Origin of the sequence: Glutamicibacter uratoxydans (genome assembly GCF_050753455.1) — a bacterium.
GTDB lineage: Bacteria > Actinomycetota > Actinomycetes > Actinomycetales > Micrococcaceae > Glutamicibacter > Glutamicibacter uratoxydans_A.
Genome location: NZ_CP192736.1, coordinates 650,452 through 669,097 on the forward strand (window position 1 = coordinate 650,452; position 18,646 = coordinate 669,097).

Consider the following 18,646-nt stretch of genomic DNA (forward strand, 5'->3'; position numbering starts at 1 on the left):
TGACGGGCCTTTTAAACCTTGGCATGGCGGGGTGAACCACTATGGCCCAAGAGCTATGACGAGGCCAGATGGGCCAGCAATTCGGCTTCGGCGACATCTAGATAGTGTCGCAAGTCTTCTGCGGCCTCAAGGCGGAGACCTGCGGCAAGCTTGTCCACCAGCGCGGCGTTGCGCTCCACATAATGGGAGTGGAAGTCTGGGGCATCGCTCATGGCGTGGAATACCAGCCGCATCCGTGCCAATACTCGTACCATCAGTTCGGTCAACAACACGCTTCCGGAGCTGCGGATCACCAGTTCGTGGAACTTCTGGTTGGCGTCGGCCATCCGCGCTACCGAACCCTCGGCGAGTCCGGCGCGAGCTTCGCCGATCACTTCCTGTAATGCGGCAACATTCAGTTGCGGCCCCCAGGCGATGGCCGCTGGTTCGATGGTGCGGCGCACCGCATAAATTTCGCGGACATCCTCGGCCCCGGGGGAAGCTACGAACACGCCACGGTTGGGGATCCGTTCAATGATCAGGTCGCTATCCAGCAGTGTGAACCCCTCACGCAGGGTATTGCGCGAAACCCCCAATGCCTGAGATAGCGCCTGCTCGGAAAGCTTGGTTCCCGGGTGTAGTTGCCCTTGGGCGATCTGTCGGCGCAGGGTTTCGGCCACCCACGAACTGGTATGTGCGTGGGTGGAACCCTTCCCATGCGGGATGGAGGCAAAAAGAGACTTCACGTTCACTCCATCTAATTTAGTACACAGATGCTGCACCCACGCTCGGTATTACTCAATTGCCCCCAGGCTCTGACCACGCTTGATAGCCTGACCATCGGTGAAGTCGGCGCGGCTGAAGACTCCGTCACGATGTGCAAGAACCGGGGACTCCATCTTCATGGCCTCAACGACCGCCACGGCTTGACCCTTGGTCACCGAAGCTCCATCGGCGGCTTGCCAAGCTACCAGATTCCCATCCATCGGGCACAGCACCGCGGCCTCATCCTCAGGCGCACCACCGAGTACTGGTGCCGCGACTGAGCCGCCATGGCGCACAGCGTTGAGTAGTTCGGCGGGCAAGCCAAGCTGCATGCTCTGACCGTTGAGCTCGATGGTTAAGGTCTCCCGTTCACCGCTCGGGGCTGGCAATTCAATATCCTCGCTGGCCTGCAGCTGCGCGCTGAACTCATCCTCGATCCAGGTGGTGTAGACCCCGAACCCGTGCTCCGCGGTAAAGGCAGGATGCGCGGTGACCGCCTGATGGAATGGCAACACACTTGCCACCCCGTTAATCACCATTTCTTTCAATGCGACACGGGCCCGAGTGAGGGCTTGTTCACGGGTGGCCCCGGTGACGATCAGCTTGGCCATCAACGAATCGTATTGCGCCGGAATCACCGAATGGGTGCGTACCCCGGAATCAACTCGGATACCAGATCCGGTGGGTGGCTCAAAGGCGGTGATCAGTCCCGGGGTCGGCAAGAAGCCACGCGCCGGATCTTCGGCATTCAACCGGAACTCGAAGGCATGGCCGGTCGGTGCGGGATCTTGGGTCAAGCGCAGTTTCTCACCTTGAGCGATGCGGAACTGTTCGGCCACCAAATCCACTCCGGTGCTTTCTTCGGTTACCGGATGTTCGACTTGCAACCGGGTATTGACCTCGAGGAAAGAGATCAGTCCATCGGGTGCGACCAAATACTCCACGGTCCCGGCTCCCACATAGCCTGCTTCGGCACAGATGGCCTTCGCCGATTCGTGGATGAGTGAACGCTGCTCATCGCTCAGGAATGGTGCTGGAGCCTCTTCCACCAGTTTTTGGTGTCGGCGCTGTAACGAGCAATCACGAGTACCGACGACCACCACATTGCCGTGTGTGTCCGCGAGCACCTGCGCCTCCACATGCCGGGGCTTGTCTAAGAAGCGTTCCACGAAGCACTCGCCGCGGCCAAAGGCCACCGTGGCTTCGCGAACCGCCGATTCGTAGGCATCGCTGATCTCTTCGAGACTGCGAGCGATCTTCAACCCGCGTCCACCGCCCCCAAAAGCGGCCTTGATAGCGATCGGCATACCGTGTTCACGGGCAAAGTCGCGTACTTCTTCGGCGTTTTGGACGGGTCCTAGAGTGCCGGGGACCAGCGGCGCTCCGGCGCGTACCGCGATGTCCCGGGCGGTGACCTTATTACCCAAATCGCGGATGGACTGTGGGGAAGGGCCAATCCAAATCAGGCCAGCATCCAACACCGCTTGGGCGAAATCCGCGTTTTCGGAGAGGAAACCATACCCCGGGTGCACGGCGTCGGCCCCACTGATCTGCGCGATCTTGATGATCTTGGCAATGTTCAGATAAGTGTCGGCACTACTGGAACCATGCAGTGCGTAGGCTTCATCCGCGCGCTTGACATGCAGCGCATCAGCATCGGGATCCGAGTAGATGGCCACGGAAGACAGCTGCTGATCGGCTGCTGCACGTCCGATGCGCACAGCGATTTCGCCGCGGTTGGCAATAAGCACTTTTTTCATGCGGGGCATTCCTTAGTTCTCGATGTCTTGATCAGCAAGCGTGAAACGCACGGTGGCTCCCGGTGGAAGCTGCGCGGCGGCGGGCAGATCCGCCTCGATGACCGTAGCGATCACCGGGTAACCGCCGGTAACCGGATGATCTGCCAGAAACAGGACAGGTAAGCCGGAGGGCGGGACCTGTAAGGCCCCGGGAAGCATCCCTTCACTCGCTAGCTCCCCGGTACGGATCCGCGCTAACGGTGCGGCATCGTGAGCCTGCAACCGCAAACCCACCCGGTTGGACTCGGAAGATACTTCCCAACGTTGGTGTAACAATTGTTCGATGCCCGCGGACCCGAACCAGTCCTGGCGTGGCCCCGGCACTACCCGCAACAGATAGTCACCGTCAGCGGCCGGTCGCGGCAAGGTGGAAGGTTCCGGGTGGCCCACCACACTGAGCGTCGCGGGCTGGCCGATGTAGAGCTTGTTGCCGGTAGCGATCGCTGGGGGACCAAGCCCGGAGAGCGTGTCGGTGGAACTGGACCCCAGCACCGAATCGGCGCTGAAGCCGCCCCGCACCGCCAGATAACTGCGCAGTCCTTCTCCGGTGGGCCAGAGTTTCAGGCGCTCACCGGCGAGCAAGGCGAAGGGCGTATTCATCGCCGGTGTCCGCTCAATCCGAATTCTGTCCTCCGCGGACGGGGTGACCACCAGCTCGGCGGTGGCCCCGGTAACGGCCAACACCACATCGGTCAGGGCCCGCAGTTCCAGATTGCCGGTGAGGTTCTCGATCACGGTCGCACGGGCAGGATTGCCCACCAACCGGTTTGCTTGCCGGCTGGAGGCCGTATCGGCTGCCCCCGAGCCGGTCACTCCCAGGTTCGCCTGCGCAACCCGACCTAAATCCTGGAATAGCGATTGCAAGCCGGCATCGAGGACTTCGAGGCTCGGGTGTGCCCACTGTTCGCAGTGCCCGGATGCTGGCGCCGTGTTGAGCCTAGTTTGTTCGCGCACCGCGCGGAATTGGACGCGATCCTGCGGCCGAATCAGCGCCGGATTCTCCCGACTCAGATCCCACATGGGGGTGTTGGTGTGGCCCAAAAGCTGCCAACCGCCGGGGGACTGACGCGGGTAGACAGCTGAGTAGGCGCCGGCTAGAGCCACCGAGCCGGCGGGCACTGCGGTGCGCGGGGTATTGCGCCGTGGCACGTTCAAGCTGTCATTTTCACCCATGAGGTAGGCAAAGCCCGGGACGAAACCGCCGAAGGCTGCGGTCCACTGTTGGGTGGTATGCGCTTTGATCACCGCTTCTATGCTCAGTCCGGTCAGCTCGGCCACTTCGGTGAGGTCGGCCCCGTCGTAGGTCACGTCGACGGTGACTAATTCTCCGGTGTCAGCGGGGGCGGTATTCAATGCCAGCTGGGCAATGAGCTGTTCGGCCGCGCGCGCACTGTGTGCACTGTCGGTGGTCAGTAGCACGGTTTGGGCCGCGGCCAAGACATCGCGTTGCCCCAGGAGCGGGTCTGTCTGCAGCGTGGCGTGCAAGGCCAGAACCGAGTCAAGGTCCGAGAGTTCGATGAGTAATCCGGTGGAACCGAAGCGGCGAATCTGCTGCACGCTCATACGAAACTCTTGATTCCGATGCCGGCCGACTCCAGGCCGGAACGGACTGCTGCGGCCACGGCTACGGCGCCGGCGGTATCGCCGTGGACGCAGATACTTTCCGCAGAGGTGTTGATAATGCTGCCGTCCACGGCACGGATCTGCCCGTCGGAGGCCAAGCGCACCATGTTTTCGGTGATTTGCTGCGGGTTATGCAACATCGCATCGGCGTTGGTGCGGGAGACAAGCGTGCCATCGGGGTTGTAATTACGGTCGGCGAAAGCTTCGCTGACCCCCCGGAGTCCGGCTTTCTCCGCCTTGTGGAGTGCTAACGATCCCGGTAGGAGCAGCACCGGCAGATCTCGGCCAAAGGCACGGATCGCGTCAATGACAGCTTGGGCATGTTCTTCATGATGCACGATGGCGTTGTATAACGCGCCGTGTGGCTTGACGTACTTAACTTCGCCACCGGCTGCCCGGGCGGTGGCATCCAACGCACCAAGCTGATACAAGATGTCATCGGCCAGTTCGTTGCCCGGAACCTGAAGGAAACGTCGCCCGAATCCGGCTAGATCGTGGTACCCAACATGGGCGCCGATGCTAATTCCGGCGGCCACGGCTTCTCGACAGGTGCGTGCCATGGTTTGTGGATCGCCGGCATGGAAACCACAGGCCACGTTCGCCGAGGAGACCGATGTGAAAATCGCTGCGTCGTCTCCCATGGTCCAGCTCCCGAAGGACTCTCCCACGTCCGAATTTAGGTCAATGAATGCCATGTGTGATCCCCGTCTCGTGTCGATCTCTTATTTAAGGATGCACCACAACGATAGATTGTTCAACAATCTTGCGGAAACTCTTAGTAGTTCTTCTGAACTTCGCTATTCCTGACCCCGGACCTGTTCGAAGCAGGCTGATGGACCGCCGGATGGCGTGGAACGAGTTCGCCCCGAAACCGCTCTGCGGTTCCGGGGCGAAAATAATGCTGCCAAAAAGCGGATTAGGATGCTGCGCTGCGCCGATCAATCTTGATAAAGGGAACCAGTGCAATGCAGGCGGTCGTGAGGATGGTGCCAATGAGGAAGGCTGTGTGCGCTCCGGAGAAGAGCGCCTGACCTAACGGGCTGCCTTGCGCCAAGTGACCGTCCGCCAGCATGGTCATCACGGTGACGAAGATTGTCGTGCCAATTGCGCCACCCAGCTGTTGCCCGGTGTTGAAAATCGCCGAACCGTGCCCGTAGAGGCGGGGTTCCACGGTGGCCAGAGCGGAAGACAGCAGCCCCGTCATTAGTAGTGCCAACCCGGCGGAGAACACCATGTGGTTAATCATGAACACCCACAGTTCGGCCTGGGCGTTCGCGGTAAATAGGTAGAGCCACTGGCCGGCCGCCAGTAATACTGCGCCGGGGATGAGGACCGGGCGCGGGCCAAAGCGGTCGTAAACACGGCCGAAGATTGGAGAGGCAAAGGCCTGAACGAGACCGCCGGGAAGCAGCATCATGCCGATGGAGAGTGTGGATAATCCGGCGCCGGATTCCAGCAGGATGGGGACCAGGACCACCGTGCCAAGCAGTGTTCCCATGGCGATCATGATGACCAGAACGCTCAGTGTGAAGTTGCGATTGGTGAATGGCATCAGATTCAGCAGTTCGCGGCCTTGAGCGGTGAGTTTGATTTGTCGGAAAACAAACAACGTCAGACCGATAAGGGCGATGGCGAAGTAAACCAGAGTCAAGATTGGGTGCTCGGTTATGCCCGACAGGCTGGAGATCGCATAGACGAGAAAGCCGAACGCGATCGCAGAAAGGATGACCGAGGGCACATCTACCGGCAATTTACGTGCGGTTGAAGGAAGCTTGATGAACACCAGTCCAACGGCAAGGATCAACAGGGCCAGTGGAGTCATGAAGACGAAGATCATGTGCCAAGAGAAGGCGTTGACGATAGCCCCGGAGACCGTCGGTCCAATCGCTGGGCCCACCGAAATCACGATCGAGTTCAGTCCCATGACCGCCCCGCGGCGATGAACGGGTACGAGGCTAAGTGTGGTGGTCATGAGTAGCGGCAGCACGATCGCCGTGCCGACCGCCTGAATAATGCGCGCAATTAGCAGAGTGGCAAAGTTGGGCGCAAAAATTGCGAGGACCAGGCCGACTAGGAAGCTAAGCAACGCGAAGATGAACAGCGACCGGGTGGAGAAGCGCTGCAGGAGGAACCCGGTGGTGGGGATGACCACGGACATTGTGAGCAAGAAGCCGGTGGTGAGCCACTGACCGGCGGCCGCCGTAACCTGCAGATCGGCCATGATTGCCGGCAGCGCTACGGTTAGCACCGTCTCATTGAGAATCATCAAGAATGCCGCCAGAGCCAGTGCGGTGATGATGCCGGTTAGCTGCTTGGTAGTGAGCTGTGTTGCCGGGGAGCTTGGTGGCTGCGCCTTGGCCTTGCTGGTGTCGATCTGGGTCACGAATCCTCTTTCTCGAAGTGCGAACTTTGAAATCTTGTCATAAACTGACAGTTTTAATAAGCGAAACTGGCAGAGTGTGACATAAAATATGTTGGGCATTTCCCGCCGTTAAGCATTCAGTCAAGCAATCGGGAAAAATGAGGATATGGGTAGACGCGAGCAAAATAGAGCCCGCACCCTCGATCAAATCCAACGGGCGACCTTGGATTTACTTGAGGCGCAGGGATTAGAAACCACGACGGTGGGCCAGATTGCTGCGCGCGCAGGAATATCGGAACGCACCTTTTTTCGGTACTACCCTTCGAAGGAGTCCGCTGCGCTGCCTGGGGTGCGTGATGTGAAGCGAGCCCTCCTAGCGCTCGAACTTCACGCGGGCAACTTCCGCGAAGTGCTCGAGCAGTTGCTTCAGGTGTGCCGTAGCTGCTTCGCCGTGGAAGTCGAGCACTATGAATTTCGGCGTATTTCTCGATTGTTGATTCGCGAGCCCGAGCTGATGACCACCGTGGCTCAGCAGGAGCGCGAGCTGGTGGAACTCCTGCGTGACAAGCTCGAAACGCAGCTGCAGATAGGTTCCATGTGCTCCTTGTTGGCGGCCGAAATCGCGATCAGCGCGTGGCGTGTTGCCTGGCAAAGTTATGCCCGAACAGAAGTAGACGGGACTCCCGGTGATCCGCTGGAAATCTTCGAGCGGGTCGCGCAGCAGTTGTTGGCAATCTAATGCTGGGGCCGTATTGCGAATGTTTGAGGACTGAGGCCGTGGCGGATGCCATTCGGTCGTTGAATGCAGCTGGTCTGGCAAATTCCCTGCAACTCGCGAATTTTTCAGGGCACCGCTACTGAGTTATCCGGTATTAACTCAGTGTGACGTTCTGCGCGAGGCCAATTCACTGCGGGATTTCGGGGCGAAATCAAGGTATTGGGCAACATTGTCTGCACTACATAAAGGTGTCGTAGCGACCGAAATCAGGTAAGTTAGGAACGTTGAGTTTAGGGCGGTTAACCCCGCTTTCGCACGACGATCAGGGAGACGCCACACCTATGGCCAAGATTATTTACACCCATACCGACGAAGCGCCGATGCTGGCGACCCACTCGTTCCTGCCGATCGTCGAGGCCTTCGCTTCGACCGCCGGTGTGGAGCTAGAAACCCGCGATATTTCGCTGGCCGGCCGCATCATCGCCACCTTCCCGGACTACGTCACCGAGGAACAGCGCATTGCCGATGCGCTAGCCGAACTGGGTGAATTGGCCAAGACCCCCGAGGCCAACATCATTAAGCTGCCGAACATCTCGGCTTCGATCCCACAGCTGAAGGCTGCGATCGCCGAACTGCAGGCCGCCGGTTACGCGCTGCCAGACTACCCGGATAACCCATCCTCCGATGAGGAAACCGACATCCGGGCCCGCTACGACAAGATCAAGGGTTCGGCCGTGAACCCCGTGCTGCGTGAAGGTAACTCGGATCGCCGTGCACCATTGTCGGTGAAGAACTACGCTCGCAAGTACCCACACTCGATGGGTGAATGGGCTGCGGATTCGAAGACCAACGTGGCGACCATGGGAGCAGACGACTTCGCTTCCAACGAGAAGTCCGTGGTCATCGAAACGAACCAGAACATCTCCATCCGCTTCGTGGGCGAAGATGGCGAAGTAAAGGTCCTGAAGAAGCCTTTCGCGGTGCTCGAAGGCGAAGTTATCGACGGTACCGTCATGCACGTAGCCGCACTGAGTGAATTCCTCAAGGACGCCGTGGCCCGCGCCAAGCGCGAGAACATCCTGTTCTCGGCGCACCTGAAGGCCACCATGATGAAGGTTTCGGATCCGATCATCTTCGGTCACGTGGTCAAGGCCTACTTCTCCGAACTGTTCGACACCTATGGTGAGCAGCTGGCCGCTGCCGGCCTGAACCCAAACAACGGTCTGGCCGCTATTTTGGGTGGGCTGGATGAGCTATCGGACGAGGTGCGCGCCGGTGTTGAGCAGCTGATCGCCAAGGGTCTGGAAGAAGGCCCATCGGTGGCCATGGTCGACTCCGACAAGGGCATCACCAACCTGCACGTGCCTTCCGATGTGATCGTCGACGCGTCGATGCCAGCGATGATTCGTCTGGGTGGCAAGATGTGGGATGCCAAGGGCGGGACCGCGGACACCCTGGCCGTGCTGCCCGATTCCTCCTACTCCGGTGTGTACCAGGCCGTGATCGAGGACTGCCGCGCCAACGGCGCATACGATCCGACCACCATGGGTACCGTGCCGAACGTCGGCCTGATGGCCCAGAAGGCCGAGGAATACGGTTCGCACGACAAGACCTTCGAAATGACCGGCAACGGACACGTCCAGGTGCTGGACGAGTTCGGCACCGTGCTGATCGAGCACCAGGTCTTCACCGGGGACATCTGGCGCGCCTGCCAGACCAAGGACGTCGCCATCCGCGACTGGGTCAAGCTGGCCGTGAACCGCGCCCGCGCCTCCCAGACCCCGATCGTGTTCTGGCTGGATGAGAACCGCGCCCACGATGCCGTGTTGATCAACAAGGTCACCGAATACCTCAAGGAACACGACACCGAGGGCCTGGTCATCGAGATCCTGTCCCCGGTCGAGGCCACCAAGTACACCATCGAGCGCATCCGCAAGGGCGAGGACACCATCTCGGTGACCGGCAACGTGCTGCGTGACTACCTGACCGACCTGTTCCCGATCCTGGAACTGGGCACCAGCGCCAAGATGCTCTCGATCGTACCGTTGCTGGCAGGTGGCGGACTGTTCGAGACCGGCGCCGGCGGCTCGGCCCCGAAGCATGTGCAGCAGCTGGTGAATGAAAACCACCTGCGCTGGGATTCGCTGGGCGAGTTCATGGCCCTGGGCGCTTCCTTCGAGCATCTGGCAGTCACCACCGACAACGCCCGCGCACAGGTTCTGGCAGACACTCTGGATGCCGCCACCGGCACCTTCCTGCTCGAGGACAAATCTCCCAAGCGCAAGGTCGGTGAGCTGGACAACCGTGGCAGCCACTTCTACCTGGCCAAGTTCTGGGCCGAGGAACTGGCCAAGCAGGACAAGGACGCCCAGCTGGCCGAGGCTTTCTCGGCCGTGGCCAAGGCACTGGGCGAGAACGAGGAAGCCATCGTTTCCGAGCTGGCCGCGGTCCAGGGCCAGCCCGTGGACATTGCCGGCTACTACCGTCCGGATAACGCCAAGACCGCGGCTGTCATGCGTCCAAGCGAAACCCTGAACAAGACCCTGGAACTGCTGACCAAGTAGCCCCAGGCTGAAAGATCCAGGCCAGGCGGCCTCCCTGTGGGGAGGCCGCCTGGCCTGGATCTCTTAACTGCTCATACGCGGCCGTGGGTGAAGTGTGCCGGAACCCCCGCAGCGACCACCAGATCCTGCCAGGACATGCCTGTGCCCTTGAAAACAATCGGTCGATCGTCGATCTTCCTTGCGGACAACCGAACCGAGGACCAGTTCGCTCAGCGTGGCCAACACATCGGCGTTCAGTTTCGCCTGATCGATGGCCTGGATGACATCCCCTGTTTCGCGCAAGGCCGTGGCTACGTCCTCGACGACCACCAAAGAGCGCCCCATCAGTGAGCCGTCGAGCTCACGGAAGCGTGGCTCGTGGGATCCCATCGCCACCACGCATGCGCCGTCGCGGACCAATGAACCGTCGAAGAGCGGGGTGGCGACACGGGCGGAAAGACCAAGGGCTTCGGTACGGGCAACCAGGTGGGCCACCGGATCGCTGTTGCGTCCGCTGATTAGCACCTGGCGCAGGGGGCGGATAGCGCCCATGGCCTCAATGTGCCCCCAGGCCTGGGGGTCGGTCCCAAAGACGAAAAGGGTCCGGGGAGCACCGGCCGGGGCATTCAGCGGGCCTCAGGCACCTCCAGCAGGTGCGGCTTCGCATTCGGGGGCGTGTGGCCACTGCCGTGCAGAACCGCCCCGACCGCAGAGGGACCTGCGACGCACTTGGCCCAGCCGACAAGGCCCTGGTGTCTGCGGGGTCAGACCCCAGCGAAAAACACGGACGAAACAAAGGCGCGCCGGACAAAAAGGGCATCGGAAGAACTAGTAGAGCTGGTTTGCGCCCCCGTCGGCCATCAGGGTCTGACCGGTGACGTACCGGGCATCATCGGAGAGCAGGAAGGCCACTACCGGAGCCACATCGGCCTCCGGGTCGCCGAAGCGGCCCAACGGCACCTTGGCCAGCGACTGCTCGTACAGCTCCGGGAAGGCCTGGCTCCAGACCTTGACACCGTCGGTCAGCGCCATGGGCGACACCACATTGACGCGGATGTTGTTGGCCGCCCATTCGTTGGCGGTCACGCGGGACAGGCCGCGGATGGCTTCCTTGGCCGAAGCATAGGCGGCCTGGGTCGGCTGGCCGACCATGGCCGAGCCGGAGCCGAAGTTCACGATCGAGCCGCCGTTGTCCTTCAGGTGCGGGTAAGCGGCGAGCATGAACTGGCGGGTGGCCAGGAAGCCGGTATTGAACGAGAGATCCCAGGCAGCCTGGTCCAGATCGGTGAACGGGGCCTGGCGGGAAGCATGTGCGTTGTTGACCAGGCCGTTCAATCCGCCGAAGTTCTCCACGGCTGCGGCAACGGCTGCATCTGCGGTTTCCTGCTTGCTGACGTCGCCGGCGATGAAGGCCAGCGAATCGCCGGCTTCTTCCTTGAGCTTGGCTCCCGCTTCGGCGTTGAGGTCCACTGCGACGATCTTGGCTCCGCGGCGGAGCAGGACGCGGCTGATGGCCCCGCCGATGCCGGACGCGCCACCCGTAACAATGATGACCTTGCCTTCAAGCTGCATGCTGAACTCCCTTCGAAAATCATGGCGATCCGAGGTAACTCATCTCGGGATCGGTGGGGGCAACCCCCTGAATAACTCAGAGTCTACTCGCTATATTCGACAGCTCGTAGAAAAGGTCACCTAAGTCAATCGTTCAGCTGACGGCGGAGTAAAACCCTTGTCTGATCAAGGGGTTTCGCGATTCAATCCAGAGGCGAATCGCTCCAACCTGTTGCTTCTGTTTTCCTCAGTTCTGGCAATCGTCAGTTGATGCAGGATGTCGTACCTCGGCTGCGATTTCAATGCGGCGAAATTCCGGGATCAGCAACAGCCCGACGACTAGAACGGTCCTTCGTTTTTCCCTCACAGGTTTCCTCATGGTCGACGCATGTGGAACGGGTGTGGAGAGCACTTAAAGGATTCTTCATGAAGCCGAGTCAGGATGCCGATAAGCCGTTTGAAAATACTTGGGCATCGTTATTCAGCGCGCGTCACTCGGACTCTTCGCCCAATTGCGCAATAAAACGTGCGATGCGCGCAGCTCTGGTCTTCTCGGACTTGGCAATCATCAGCTGATGCAGGATGTGATAGCGCGGCTGGGATTTCAGCGCTTCGAAGGCGGCTTTGGCGGCTGGCTGCGCATCCAAGGCACGTTGCAGGTCTTCGGGAACCTGAGCTGTCGCTTGCCCTTGGTAGGCGCGGTTCCACCTGCCGTCGGCCTTCGCCTTGTCGATCTCTAGCTGTCCGCGTGGGCGCATCCTGCCCTGCTCGATCAGCGCTGCCACGAATTGCGTGTTTTTCTCCGACCAGACTGACGCCTTGCGGCGGGGAGTGTAGCGCTGCAGGAATGTTGTTTCGTCGCGGCTGCGGCGCTGTCCGTCGATCCATCCGCTGCACAATGCTTCCTGCAGCGCGTCGACAACCATCAGATAGGTCGGTTCGGTGGTGCCCTTCTTGGCTACGAGCAGCCACACTCCGTCGCTGGTTTCTTCATTCTCGTCAAGCCAGGCACGCCATGCGGCGACATCTTTGAGGATCAGCGGGTTGTCATAGTCCATGGCAACTATTGTGAAGTGAATCGTTCCCGTTGGAAACAGTGGGGCTGAAAGCTTGTGCAGACGTGCGGAGGCTTGCTGCGCATAAATCCCCATCACCTGCTCCATCCCCACCCTGTCAGTGATCGGATCGGAGAAACTGCGGGAGAAGATCAGTTGATCCTTGATCACTCGTTCTTCTTCCATCGGGATGCAAGGTATCCCGCGCAGCTCTAGCACGGTGCGCATCTGCACAATGGAGAACTTATCCCTGATCCGCACCTCGTTCGCGTCGCGCAGGTCTTTGGCCGTCCAGATGCCTAAGCCTCGCAATCGTTTGGTTAGCCGGGGGCCGATACCCCACACCTCCACCGCCGGCAGACGCGCCAGCAGGTTCTCGGTGGTCTGTGCTGGGACGCGATCCCACACGCACACCGACAACCCGGTCAGCCGGTGCACTTCTGCCTTGATCTGCTCACCGAGGGCTTGCAGCTCATCCAGGGTGCCGGACACACCCAGGAACGCTTCGTCAATGGAATAGACCTTCACCCACGCCGAGAAACGGCCCAACAGTCTTACTGGTACTGGCGAATATCAATTTGTTCACTATTGAATCGTGTCGATTGCGTTACAGCAGGATATACCCTGCTGGGCGCGTCGTGGGCCTGTCACTGCGCTGTGCCAAGGCGGAGAAAACGGTGTCACGATGCGCCCAGCATATGTCACGGGAGCTGACTCGGATGGTTTCGTTGCTACGCGTCTTCCTCAGCACCATGACGCGGCATGGATATACGCATGGCTATCAGTCCTGCCCCGATTAACCCGATGACGGCAAACGTACTACTGAGCAGAAATGGGTCTATTCCGAAGGAAGCTCCAGAAAAACCGACGCCGATGTAGAGGGTGATGCCTGCTGACCCGCCGAGCTGATCTGCTGCTCGCTGGACTCCAGAAGCTGTACCGGCATCCGATTCGGTCACTCCAGTAACAGCCGCGTATTGAAGCCCGACTAGCCCAAAACCCATCCCGACTGCGATGAGAACCATAGCTGGAATCATCGCAATAGCTGCAGCCTCCACGTACGTGACGATGGCGATAGCCACCATCCCGAGAGCCGTAAACCCGATGCCGGTCACGGCGCAAAATCGGGCACCCCATCGTCCGAGGAATCGAGGTACCAAGGTTGCGGCAGCAACAAGCGAGATCGCTAGTGGCACCAGCGTCAGTCCTGTGGTCAACGGACTGAGTCCTAGCCGGTTCTGCAGGTAGAAAGTGAACAGCAGGAACGATGTGGACAAAGCAGCGCTGAGCAGAGCAGTCGCAAGATTGGCCCACACCCGCGTTCGGTTTCGGAAGAACTCCAGGGGTATCAGCGGATTCGTGGCCCGTCGTTCAACAACAACAAACAAATATGCGGCTATCACAGCTCCGATTAGCACGACTACGGCCGCCCAACGGGGGATTCCGTCAGCCTCTCCTGCTTCGACGATCCCGAATACCAACAGAAGTGGCGCAGCTGTCAACAGGACCGAACCAGGAAGGTCGAGTTTCATACGCCTTCTTGGCTGGTCTGCCGGGATGAGAATGCCCGAAGCGATGAGGACGAACACGATAAAGGGTACCGATACAAGGAAGATCCAGCGCCACCCTAAAAACTCAGTGATGACTCCGGAGAGAATGAAGCCAAGCACAAGCCCGCAGCTAGCAACTGCCGCCCACACGCTCAGCGCGCGTGATCGTCCACGACCTTCGGGGAACAAGAGAACAATCACAGCCATTGCGGCTGGCAAAGCCATTGCTTCGCCTGCCCCTTGAAGCAGCCTCGCGGTTACAAGAATAGGATACGTAGGGGCAAGTCCCGCCAGCAGTGAAGCGAGGCCGAACACAGTTGTGCCGATCATTAACAACCGGCGCTGCCCGAGTAGGTCCCCGAGCCGGCCGCCAAGCATTAATAGACCGCCACCGGTGATCGTGTACCCGACGACAACCCATGTCAGTTGTCTAGCATTGGCACCGAACTCGGCACCGATGGACGGAAGGGCAACGTTCACTACGGTCACATCTACCGCGATCAAGAATTGCAACATGGAAAGACAGGCGAGCGTCACCCAAGCCCGCACCGCCGTGGTTTTAGATTGAGAAGAAAGATTAGTGGGAACCAAGTCGTGCTCCATCGTTCAGAAGAACTCCGGGCAGCACTAAGCGCCGCTCCGGACTGGCCGTAGAGCGGCGAAGCATCTAAAGATTAAAGGACTACGTGCTCCGCCGCTAGCGGAGCATCTTCGTCACGGCGGCTGCAGCCGCAGAGGAACCTGCCATACCCTGGATTGTATCAGTTCCGTGGCGGATATCTTGCCGGGCAAGCCTTCGTGCGTAGTGCAGGATATGTTGACCAGTCGCGGTTTGCTGCTGTTGCCCAGGCTGCAGCTGAGACGGTGGAGATACCGAGCAGATCCGATAAGAGTGGCACAGGTATTTCAGCGGCAAGTTCCAGGAGTGCGGCCGAACGAGAACGATTGACCGGAATACCCAATCGATTCAACCGGCTTCCTAAGGCCCCTGCGGTGAGGTGTCTACCTGGCCACCTTCCGGGGAATATCCATGTGTCATTTATATCCCGGTGAGTTCTGGGTGGGTTCTGGTACAACAGCGTGACAGCATGCCCGAGTTGTTCAGGCAGCTCAATAGGATCATCGGCGAGGGTGACGGAAACGCCTTGCTTGCTGAAATGCACCGCAGTACGTGGAATGGCGACAATACGAGTCAGTGGTTGTCCGTATAACAACACAAATAGTCCTGCGACACGGTCTTGCGGTTCTAGGGTTTGATCTCGGAGCAACCAGCGCGCTAGATCCCAGCGTTCATCCGGAGGCATCGAACTTACGGGTTCTCTTTTTGGACGATATGATGAGACAGCTGTAGCAAGTCCATTGTCTTTAAGCCATCGCGTGAAGTGGCTTATGTGATCATGCCGGTTCGCTGAGCCAGCAACGTAGGCGTCGAGCACGCGTTGGGGCAAGGTCAAGGTCGTATATCCCTGCTCCTCGACGAATTGAAGGTATTCAGCACAGGTCTGTAGTCGAGATCGGAGCCGGTGAAACCGGTTATTGGGATCGGTAGGTCGTATCGCGTACCCTGCCCAGGGTTTGGTCGAGAGCCCCCATTGCGCGTATCGGCGCAGCAACAACCGATGAGTCGAGTTGGTCTGTTCCGAGAGCCACGAGGTCAACCAGAGGTAGTATCGTTCCTCATTGACATCGATGTCTGGGAGCACGCCGGAGGTCACGAGCAGGCTCAGTAAGAACGTTGCCCCTTGTTTTCCTCCGCATCGGGTAAAGATTGCCTCGAATTCTAGGGGCAACTGCCCGGTGGCTAATTCTCGCAGCACCGCAGCACTGACACGGTTGGTGTATTGCCACCCCATGAGGGAGTCAGCTCGCGCAGGCCCTTCCAATAAATACTTTTCTAACGGTCGAAGCTCAGGCCGCACAGCCCCGTCGGCATCTGCCAGCATCGTTCGGATTGTTTCAGGGCGGTGGCATTCGATGCACAGGTGGAACTTGCGCACGTTCTTCACTGAACCGCATCCCGGACATGCTAAAACTTCGGGTTGACCTGCGCACGAAGCACAGCACAGTTGGTCGTTTACAATGTGGGTGAGGAATTTCTGTTCACCACAGCCTGGGCAAGGCCGAGGATAACGCATCCCGTAGTAGCAATTGGGACAGATCGTCTTCCCTTGCAGGTGTAGGGCTATGGGTTGAAGACGTTGACAGCCGAAACAATCAGCCTTGGGACGCTCATAGCAGCGATTGCAGACCAACGTTCCGTCTAAAGCATTCTTAACAGAGGTTGTCTCCTGACAGCGATGGCATACGCCAAAGGAGCGTGGATCGAGCCTCCAACACGGTCTGCAAAAGTACTGTCCATCAAGGTTTTTATGGATGGGTCGCCGTTGCCCACAGCCAACACATGGTCTCGCTCGATAATTTTTCTCGCACCGAGAACAGTGGCGACCTCCTTGAGGAGCTCGATGCGGCAACTGCATCTTTCGGCCACAACTCTCACATCCCGGCACCACAATCGCCACGGCCCCAGCCTCCCTGAGAGCAGCGGTCAAGGCTTGAACCGTCACGGGCACGTTCGGGTCCTCACCAGTCAGAATCCCGGGCCGTTTACTGATCGCGATGAACAGCCTCCGACGCGTCCGATGGACCGGCGCAATAGAATCGATCATGGCGGCCAGAACACTCGGCGCAATTTCTGGGACATAAGGCTCCAGAATCAAGACAATGTCTTGTGTCACTGTATCCATAAGGAGCTTTCGTTAGTACTTAGGCCGTCTGATCCTGGCCCGCACCGGACGCAGATCACCAATAGGCGCTTTACTACCTTCAGCCACAGCAGTCTTCGGCGCTTCGACTTCACGCCGCTCCGTCACGATCAACTCATCCTTAGAACACTCCAGCGCATCACACAGCGCAGACAACACCTCCAGACTAATGCGGCGAGGTGGCGTTGTGACCAACCGATACACTTGCTCCCGCGACAGCTCAACGCCTCGCTCGGCCAATAAAGGGCGAAGATCAGTCGTTTGGAATAGCCCTTTCGAAGCCATAATGGCTCGAAGGTTCCACGTAGTATGCAGCTCAATCATTCCTACCCCTCCTCCTCCTCGGTAATTTTTCGCAGCGCCTGGGCCAAAATTCTATTCTTGAAATCTCCACTCACGGAGGTATAAATCGAGGTGGTAGACGAGTGCTGGTGCCCCACTTGTTCCTGCACGAAGCGGTCAGCATACCCATGCTCAATCAAATGCGTGACATACGAATGCCTCAAACTGTGCAACGTCAGCTCTTCCGGCAACCCAGCTTCGGCACGAAGCTCGGCAAACCGGCGATCAAGATAACCCCCAGAGATGCGAGTCCGTCGCTCGGTAACCCAAATAGCATCGAGTTCTCCTGGATCAAACCGATCACGGCCTTGCTCAACCCACTGCCGCATACCCGGTACCCACCAATCGAATTCTGGCACGAGCAAAACAGTACGACGTCGAGGTGCACCGCCGCCGGCGGCCTTGCCCCATCGCACATGCAAAGCCGCATAACGTCCCCACTGTTTAGCTTCGGGATTGTAGTGCAGATCCGCAAGATCCAACTGCGCCAGCTCATTTCGTCGCAGCCCAAAAGCATAAGCCGTCTTGAATATCTGAGAGTCTCGAAGCGCGGCCAGCGCGCCCTTCTTCCCTGACGCAGCGAGTTCTTCGACTTTGGCATCAGCCGTATCAAATAAGGTTTCCACCTCGTCGAAGGACAGAGGACGACGTTTTCCAGACCCCTCATATTGAGCCTTATGTGCCACCGTATTCCAGGGCAGACAAACCTGCACCGGGTGGCTACCAAACTGGTTTTCACAAATCGCCACCCAGTCATAATTCGGATCAATCAAATACGCACAGAACGTCTTAATCGCATTGTGATTGTGCCGCATAGTTGAAAGCGACTTGAGCCGTTGATCTGGTCCCGAGATAAACTCTTCGACGTCTTGAGCATTCCACTCCCACGGCATCCTTCCAGAAAACTCCTGCAACCGCAGGATCAGACGCCGCCGAGTCGCAATAGTCGTCGAACGCAGCCCCCGACTGCGCTGTTGGCTGTCCCAACCACCAAGCATGGCCTCAAACACCGTCGCTTCCGGCGTCGCAAACGCCACATTGGACGAGTCCGACACGGCGCGAAGAGTCCGCATTACATCATCTGAATGTTGCACCACATACAACAATGTAAGGGTGAATGCATCATCGGTCAATAGCCGACCGAGCAAACCCGAGATATACTAGGTAAAGCGACAGCACTAGATGAGAATGATCGCTTATTATGGGGTCATAGAATGATTGCGAGTTGCATTTCGCGCAACAGTCGATGGTTCATGACACGGGCCGACATTTCCCCATACAGCTCGTAATTAGAGGACTTCGCGACCAGCCCGAAACTCAGCGTCGGCCGCGAGTTTGAACCACGGCGCCCCCATCTCAACGCCCAGGGCTTTGGCTTCGCTGCTGCGCGCGACCGCGCAGCCATCATTATTGGACAGCACGATCACCGGGCGGGCATCGAGCTTCGGGTCAAAGACCCGTTCGCAGGAGACATAGAAGCTATTCACATCCACGTGCGCGATGTATTCGCCCCGCCGCGACGGGGTGGGGAGTCTATGTTGGTAACCATCGGTATCACTTTCGTTGATATTCGCTAAGAAGAGTTGACCCAATGACA

15 protein-coding genes and 2 pseudogenes are annotated in these 18,646 nt (G+C 58.9%); 2 read left to right on the forward strand and 15 right to left on the reverse strand.

Annotated elements, in window-relative coordinates; all coding sequences use genetic code 11:
- Positions 1-53: 53 nt before the first annotated feature.
- The 5 genes from ACQQZ8_RS03120 to ACQQZ8_RS03140 all read right to left on the reverse strand — a co-directional run bounded on the left by ACQQZ8_RS03120 (position 54) and on the right by ACQQZ8_RS03140 (position 6,549).
- Positions 54-725 (reverse strand): GntR family transcriptional regulator, encoded by a 672-nt coding sequence (locus tag ACQQZ8_RS03120; RefSeq protein ID WP_431711259.1) that lies wholly within the window; start codon positions 723-725, stop codon positions 54-56.
- 48 nt (positions 726-773) lie between these two features.
- Positions 774-2,504, reverse strand: coding sequence for an acetyl/propionyl/methylcrotonyl-CoA carboxylase subunit alpha (locus tag ACQQZ8_RS03125; RefSeq protein WP_431711260.1), 1,731 nt, complete (start codon positions 2,502-2,504; stop codon positions 774-776).
- A gap of 12 nt (positions 2,505-2,516) precedes the next feature.
- A complete protein-coding gene (locus ACQQZ8_RS03130; RefSeq protein ID WP_431711261.1) occupies positions 2,517-4,106 on the reverse strand; it encodes a carboxyltransferase domain-containing protein in 1,590 nt (529 codons plus the stop codon).
- Positions 4,103-4,861 carry a LamB/YcsF family protein gene (locus ACQQZ8_RS03135; RefSeq protein WP_431711262.1) on the reverse strand — a complete coding sequence of 253 codons (759 nt, stop codon included), beginning with the start codon at positions 4,859-4,861 and terminating at the stop codon, positions 4,103-4,105. Before ACQQZ8_RS03135 ends, ACQQZ8_RS03130 begins: the two co-directional genes overlap by 4 nt.
- A gap of 221 nt (positions 4,862-5,082) precedes the next feature.
- Positions 5,083-6,549, reverse strand: a complete 1,467-nt coding sequence (locus ACQQZ8_RS03140; protein ID WP_431711263.1) for an MDR family MFS transporter — start codon at positions 6,547-6,549, stop codon at positions 5,083-5,085.
- A gap of 145 nt (positions 6,550-6,694) precedes the next feature.
- Between ACQQZ8_RS03140 and ACQQZ8_RS03145 the strand changes: the two genes are divergently transcribed.
- Together ACQQZ8_RS03145 and ACQQZ8_RS03150 are read left to right on the forward strand one after the other, a co-directional pair.
- Positions 6,695-7,267, forward strand: a complete 573-nt coding sequence (locus ACQQZ8_RS03145) for a TetR/AcrR family transcriptional regulator (protein ID WP_431711264.1) — start codon at positions 6,695-6,697, stop codon at positions 7,265-7,267.
- Between the two features lie 320 nt (positions 7,268-7,587).
- Positions 7,588-9,810 (forward strand): NADP-dependent isocitrate dehydrogenase, encoded by a 2,223-nt coding sequence (locus ACQQZ8_RS03150; RefSeq protein ID WP_431711265.1) that lies wholly within the window; start codon positions 7,588-7,590, stop codon positions 9,808-9,810.
- Positions 9,811-9,873: 63 nt separating this feature from the next.
- Here the strand turns inward: ACQQZ8_RS03150 and ACQQZ8_RS03155 are convergent, their stop codons facing one another.
- The 10 genes and pseudogenes from ACQQZ8_RS03155 to ACQQZ8_RS03200 form a co-directional block, all read right to left on the reverse strand.
- Positions 9,874-10,341 carry a hypothetical protein gene (locus tag ACQQZ8_RS03155; protein WP_431711266.1) on the reverse strand — a complete coding sequence of 156 codons (468 nt, stop codon included), beginning with the start codon at positions 10,339-10,341 and terminating at the stop codon, positions 9,874-9,876.
- 276 nt (positions 10,342-10,617) lie between these two features.
- On the reverse strand, positions 10,618-11,361 hold the full coding sequence (locus ACQQZ8_RS03160; protein WP_431711267.1) for an SDR family NAD(P)-dependent oxidoreductase: 744 nt from the start codon (positions 11,359-11,361) through the stop codon (positions 10,618-10,620).
- Positions 11,362-11,526: 165 nt separating this feature from the next.
- On the reverse strand, positions 11,527-11,643 hold the full coding sequence (locus ACQQZ8_RS03165) for a hypothetical protein (RefSeq protein WP_431711268.1): 117 nt from the start codon (positions 11,641-11,643) through the stop codon (positions 11,527-11,529).
- 188 nt (positions 11,644-11,831) lie between these two features.
- Positions 11,832-12,398 carry a YdeI/OmpD-associated family protein gene (locus ACQQZ8_RS03170; RefSeq protein ID WP_431712119.1) on the reverse strand — a complete coding sequence of 189 codons (567 nt, stop codon included), beginning with the start codon at positions 12,396-12,398 and terminating at the stop codon, positions 11,832-11,834.
- Between the two features lie 51 nt (positions 12,399-12,449).
- Positions 12,450-12,953 (reverse strand): annotated as a pseudogene (locus ACQQZ8_RS03175) (DNA polymerase V subunit UmuC); the annotation flags it as partial.
- A gap of 173 nt (positions 12,954-13,126) precedes the next feature.
- Positions 13,127-14,461, reverse strand: a complete 1,335-nt coding sequence (locus ACQQZ8_RS03180) for an MFS transporter (RefSeq protein ID WP_431711004.1) — start codon at positions 14,459-14,461, stop codon at positions 13,127-13,129.
- Positions 14,462-14,706: 245 nt separating this feature from the next.
- Positions 14,707-15,798, reverse strand: coding sequence for a hypothetical protein (locus ACQQZ8_RS03185; protein ID WP_431711003.1), 1,092 nt, complete (start codon positions 15,796-15,798; stop codon positions 14,707-14,709).
- A gap of 903 nt (positions 15,799-16,701) precedes the next feature.
- Entirely contained in the window at positions 16,702-17,031 is a 330-nt protein-coding gene (locus tag ACQQZ8_RS03190; protein ID WP_047118356.1) for a helix-turn-helix domain-containing protein, read from the reverse strand.
- 2 nt (positions 17,032-17,033) lie between these two features.
- Positions 17,034-18,182, reverse strand: a complete 1,149-nt coding sequence (locus ACQQZ8_RS03195) for a tyrosine-type recombinase/integrase (RefSeq protein ID WP_431711002.1) — start codon at positions 18,180-18,182, stop codon at positions 17,034-17,036.
- Between the two features lie 119 nt (positions 18,183-18,301).
- Positions 18,302-18,551, reverse strand: a pseudogene (locus ACQQZ8_RS03200) (DNA polymerase V subunit UmuC); the annotation flags it as partial.
- Between the last annotated feature and the right edge of the window lie 95 nt (positions 18,552-18,646).

Coding starts and splice junctions, on each gene's coding strand:
- ACQQZ8_RS03180 (WP_431711004.1), bottom strand. CDS start 14,461: ATGTTGCAATTCTTGATCGCGGTAGATGTGACCGTAGTGAACGTTGCC.
- ACQQZ8_RS03135 (WP_431711262.1), bottom strand. CDS start 4,861: ATGGCATTCATTGACCTAAATTCGGACGTGGGAGAGTCCTTCGGGAGC.
- ACQQZ8_RS03185 (WP_431711003.1), bottom strand. CDS start 15,798: ATGGGGTGGCAATACACCAACCGTGTCAGTGCTGCGGTGCTGCGAGAA.
- ACQQZ8_RS03155 (WP_431711266.1), bottom strand. CDS start 10,341: ATGGGCGCTATCCGCCCCCTGCGCCAGGTGCTAATCAGCGGACGCAAC.
- ACQQZ8_RS03190 (WP_047118356.1), bottom strand. CDS start 17,031: ATGATTGAGCTGCATACTACGTGGAACCTTCGAGCCATTATGGCTTCG.
- ACQQZ8_RS03125 (WP_431711260.1), bottom strand. CDS start 2,504: ATGAAAAAAGTGCTTATTGCCAACCGCGGCGAAATCGCTGTGCGCATC.
- ACQQZ8_RS03145 (WP_431711264.1), top strand. CDS start 6,695: ATGGGTAGACGCGAGCAAAATAGAGCCCGCACCCTCGATCAAATCCAA.
- ACQQZ8_RS03150 (WP_431711265.1), top strand. CDS start 7,588: ATGGCCAAGATTATTTACACCCATACCGACGAAGCGCCGATGCTGGCG.
- ACQQZ8_RS03160 (WP_431711267.1), bottom strand. CDS start 11,361: ATGCAGCTTGAAGGCAAGGTCATCATTGTTACGGGTGGCGCGTCCGGC.
- ACQQZ8_RS03170 (WP_431712119.1), bottom strand. CDS start 12,398: ATGGACTATGACAACCCGCTGATCCTCAAAGATGTCGCCGCATGGCGT.
- ACQQZ8_RS03130 (WP_431711261.1), bottom strand. CDS start 4,106: ATGAGCGTGCAGCAGATTCGCCGCTTCGGTTCCACCGGATTACTCATC.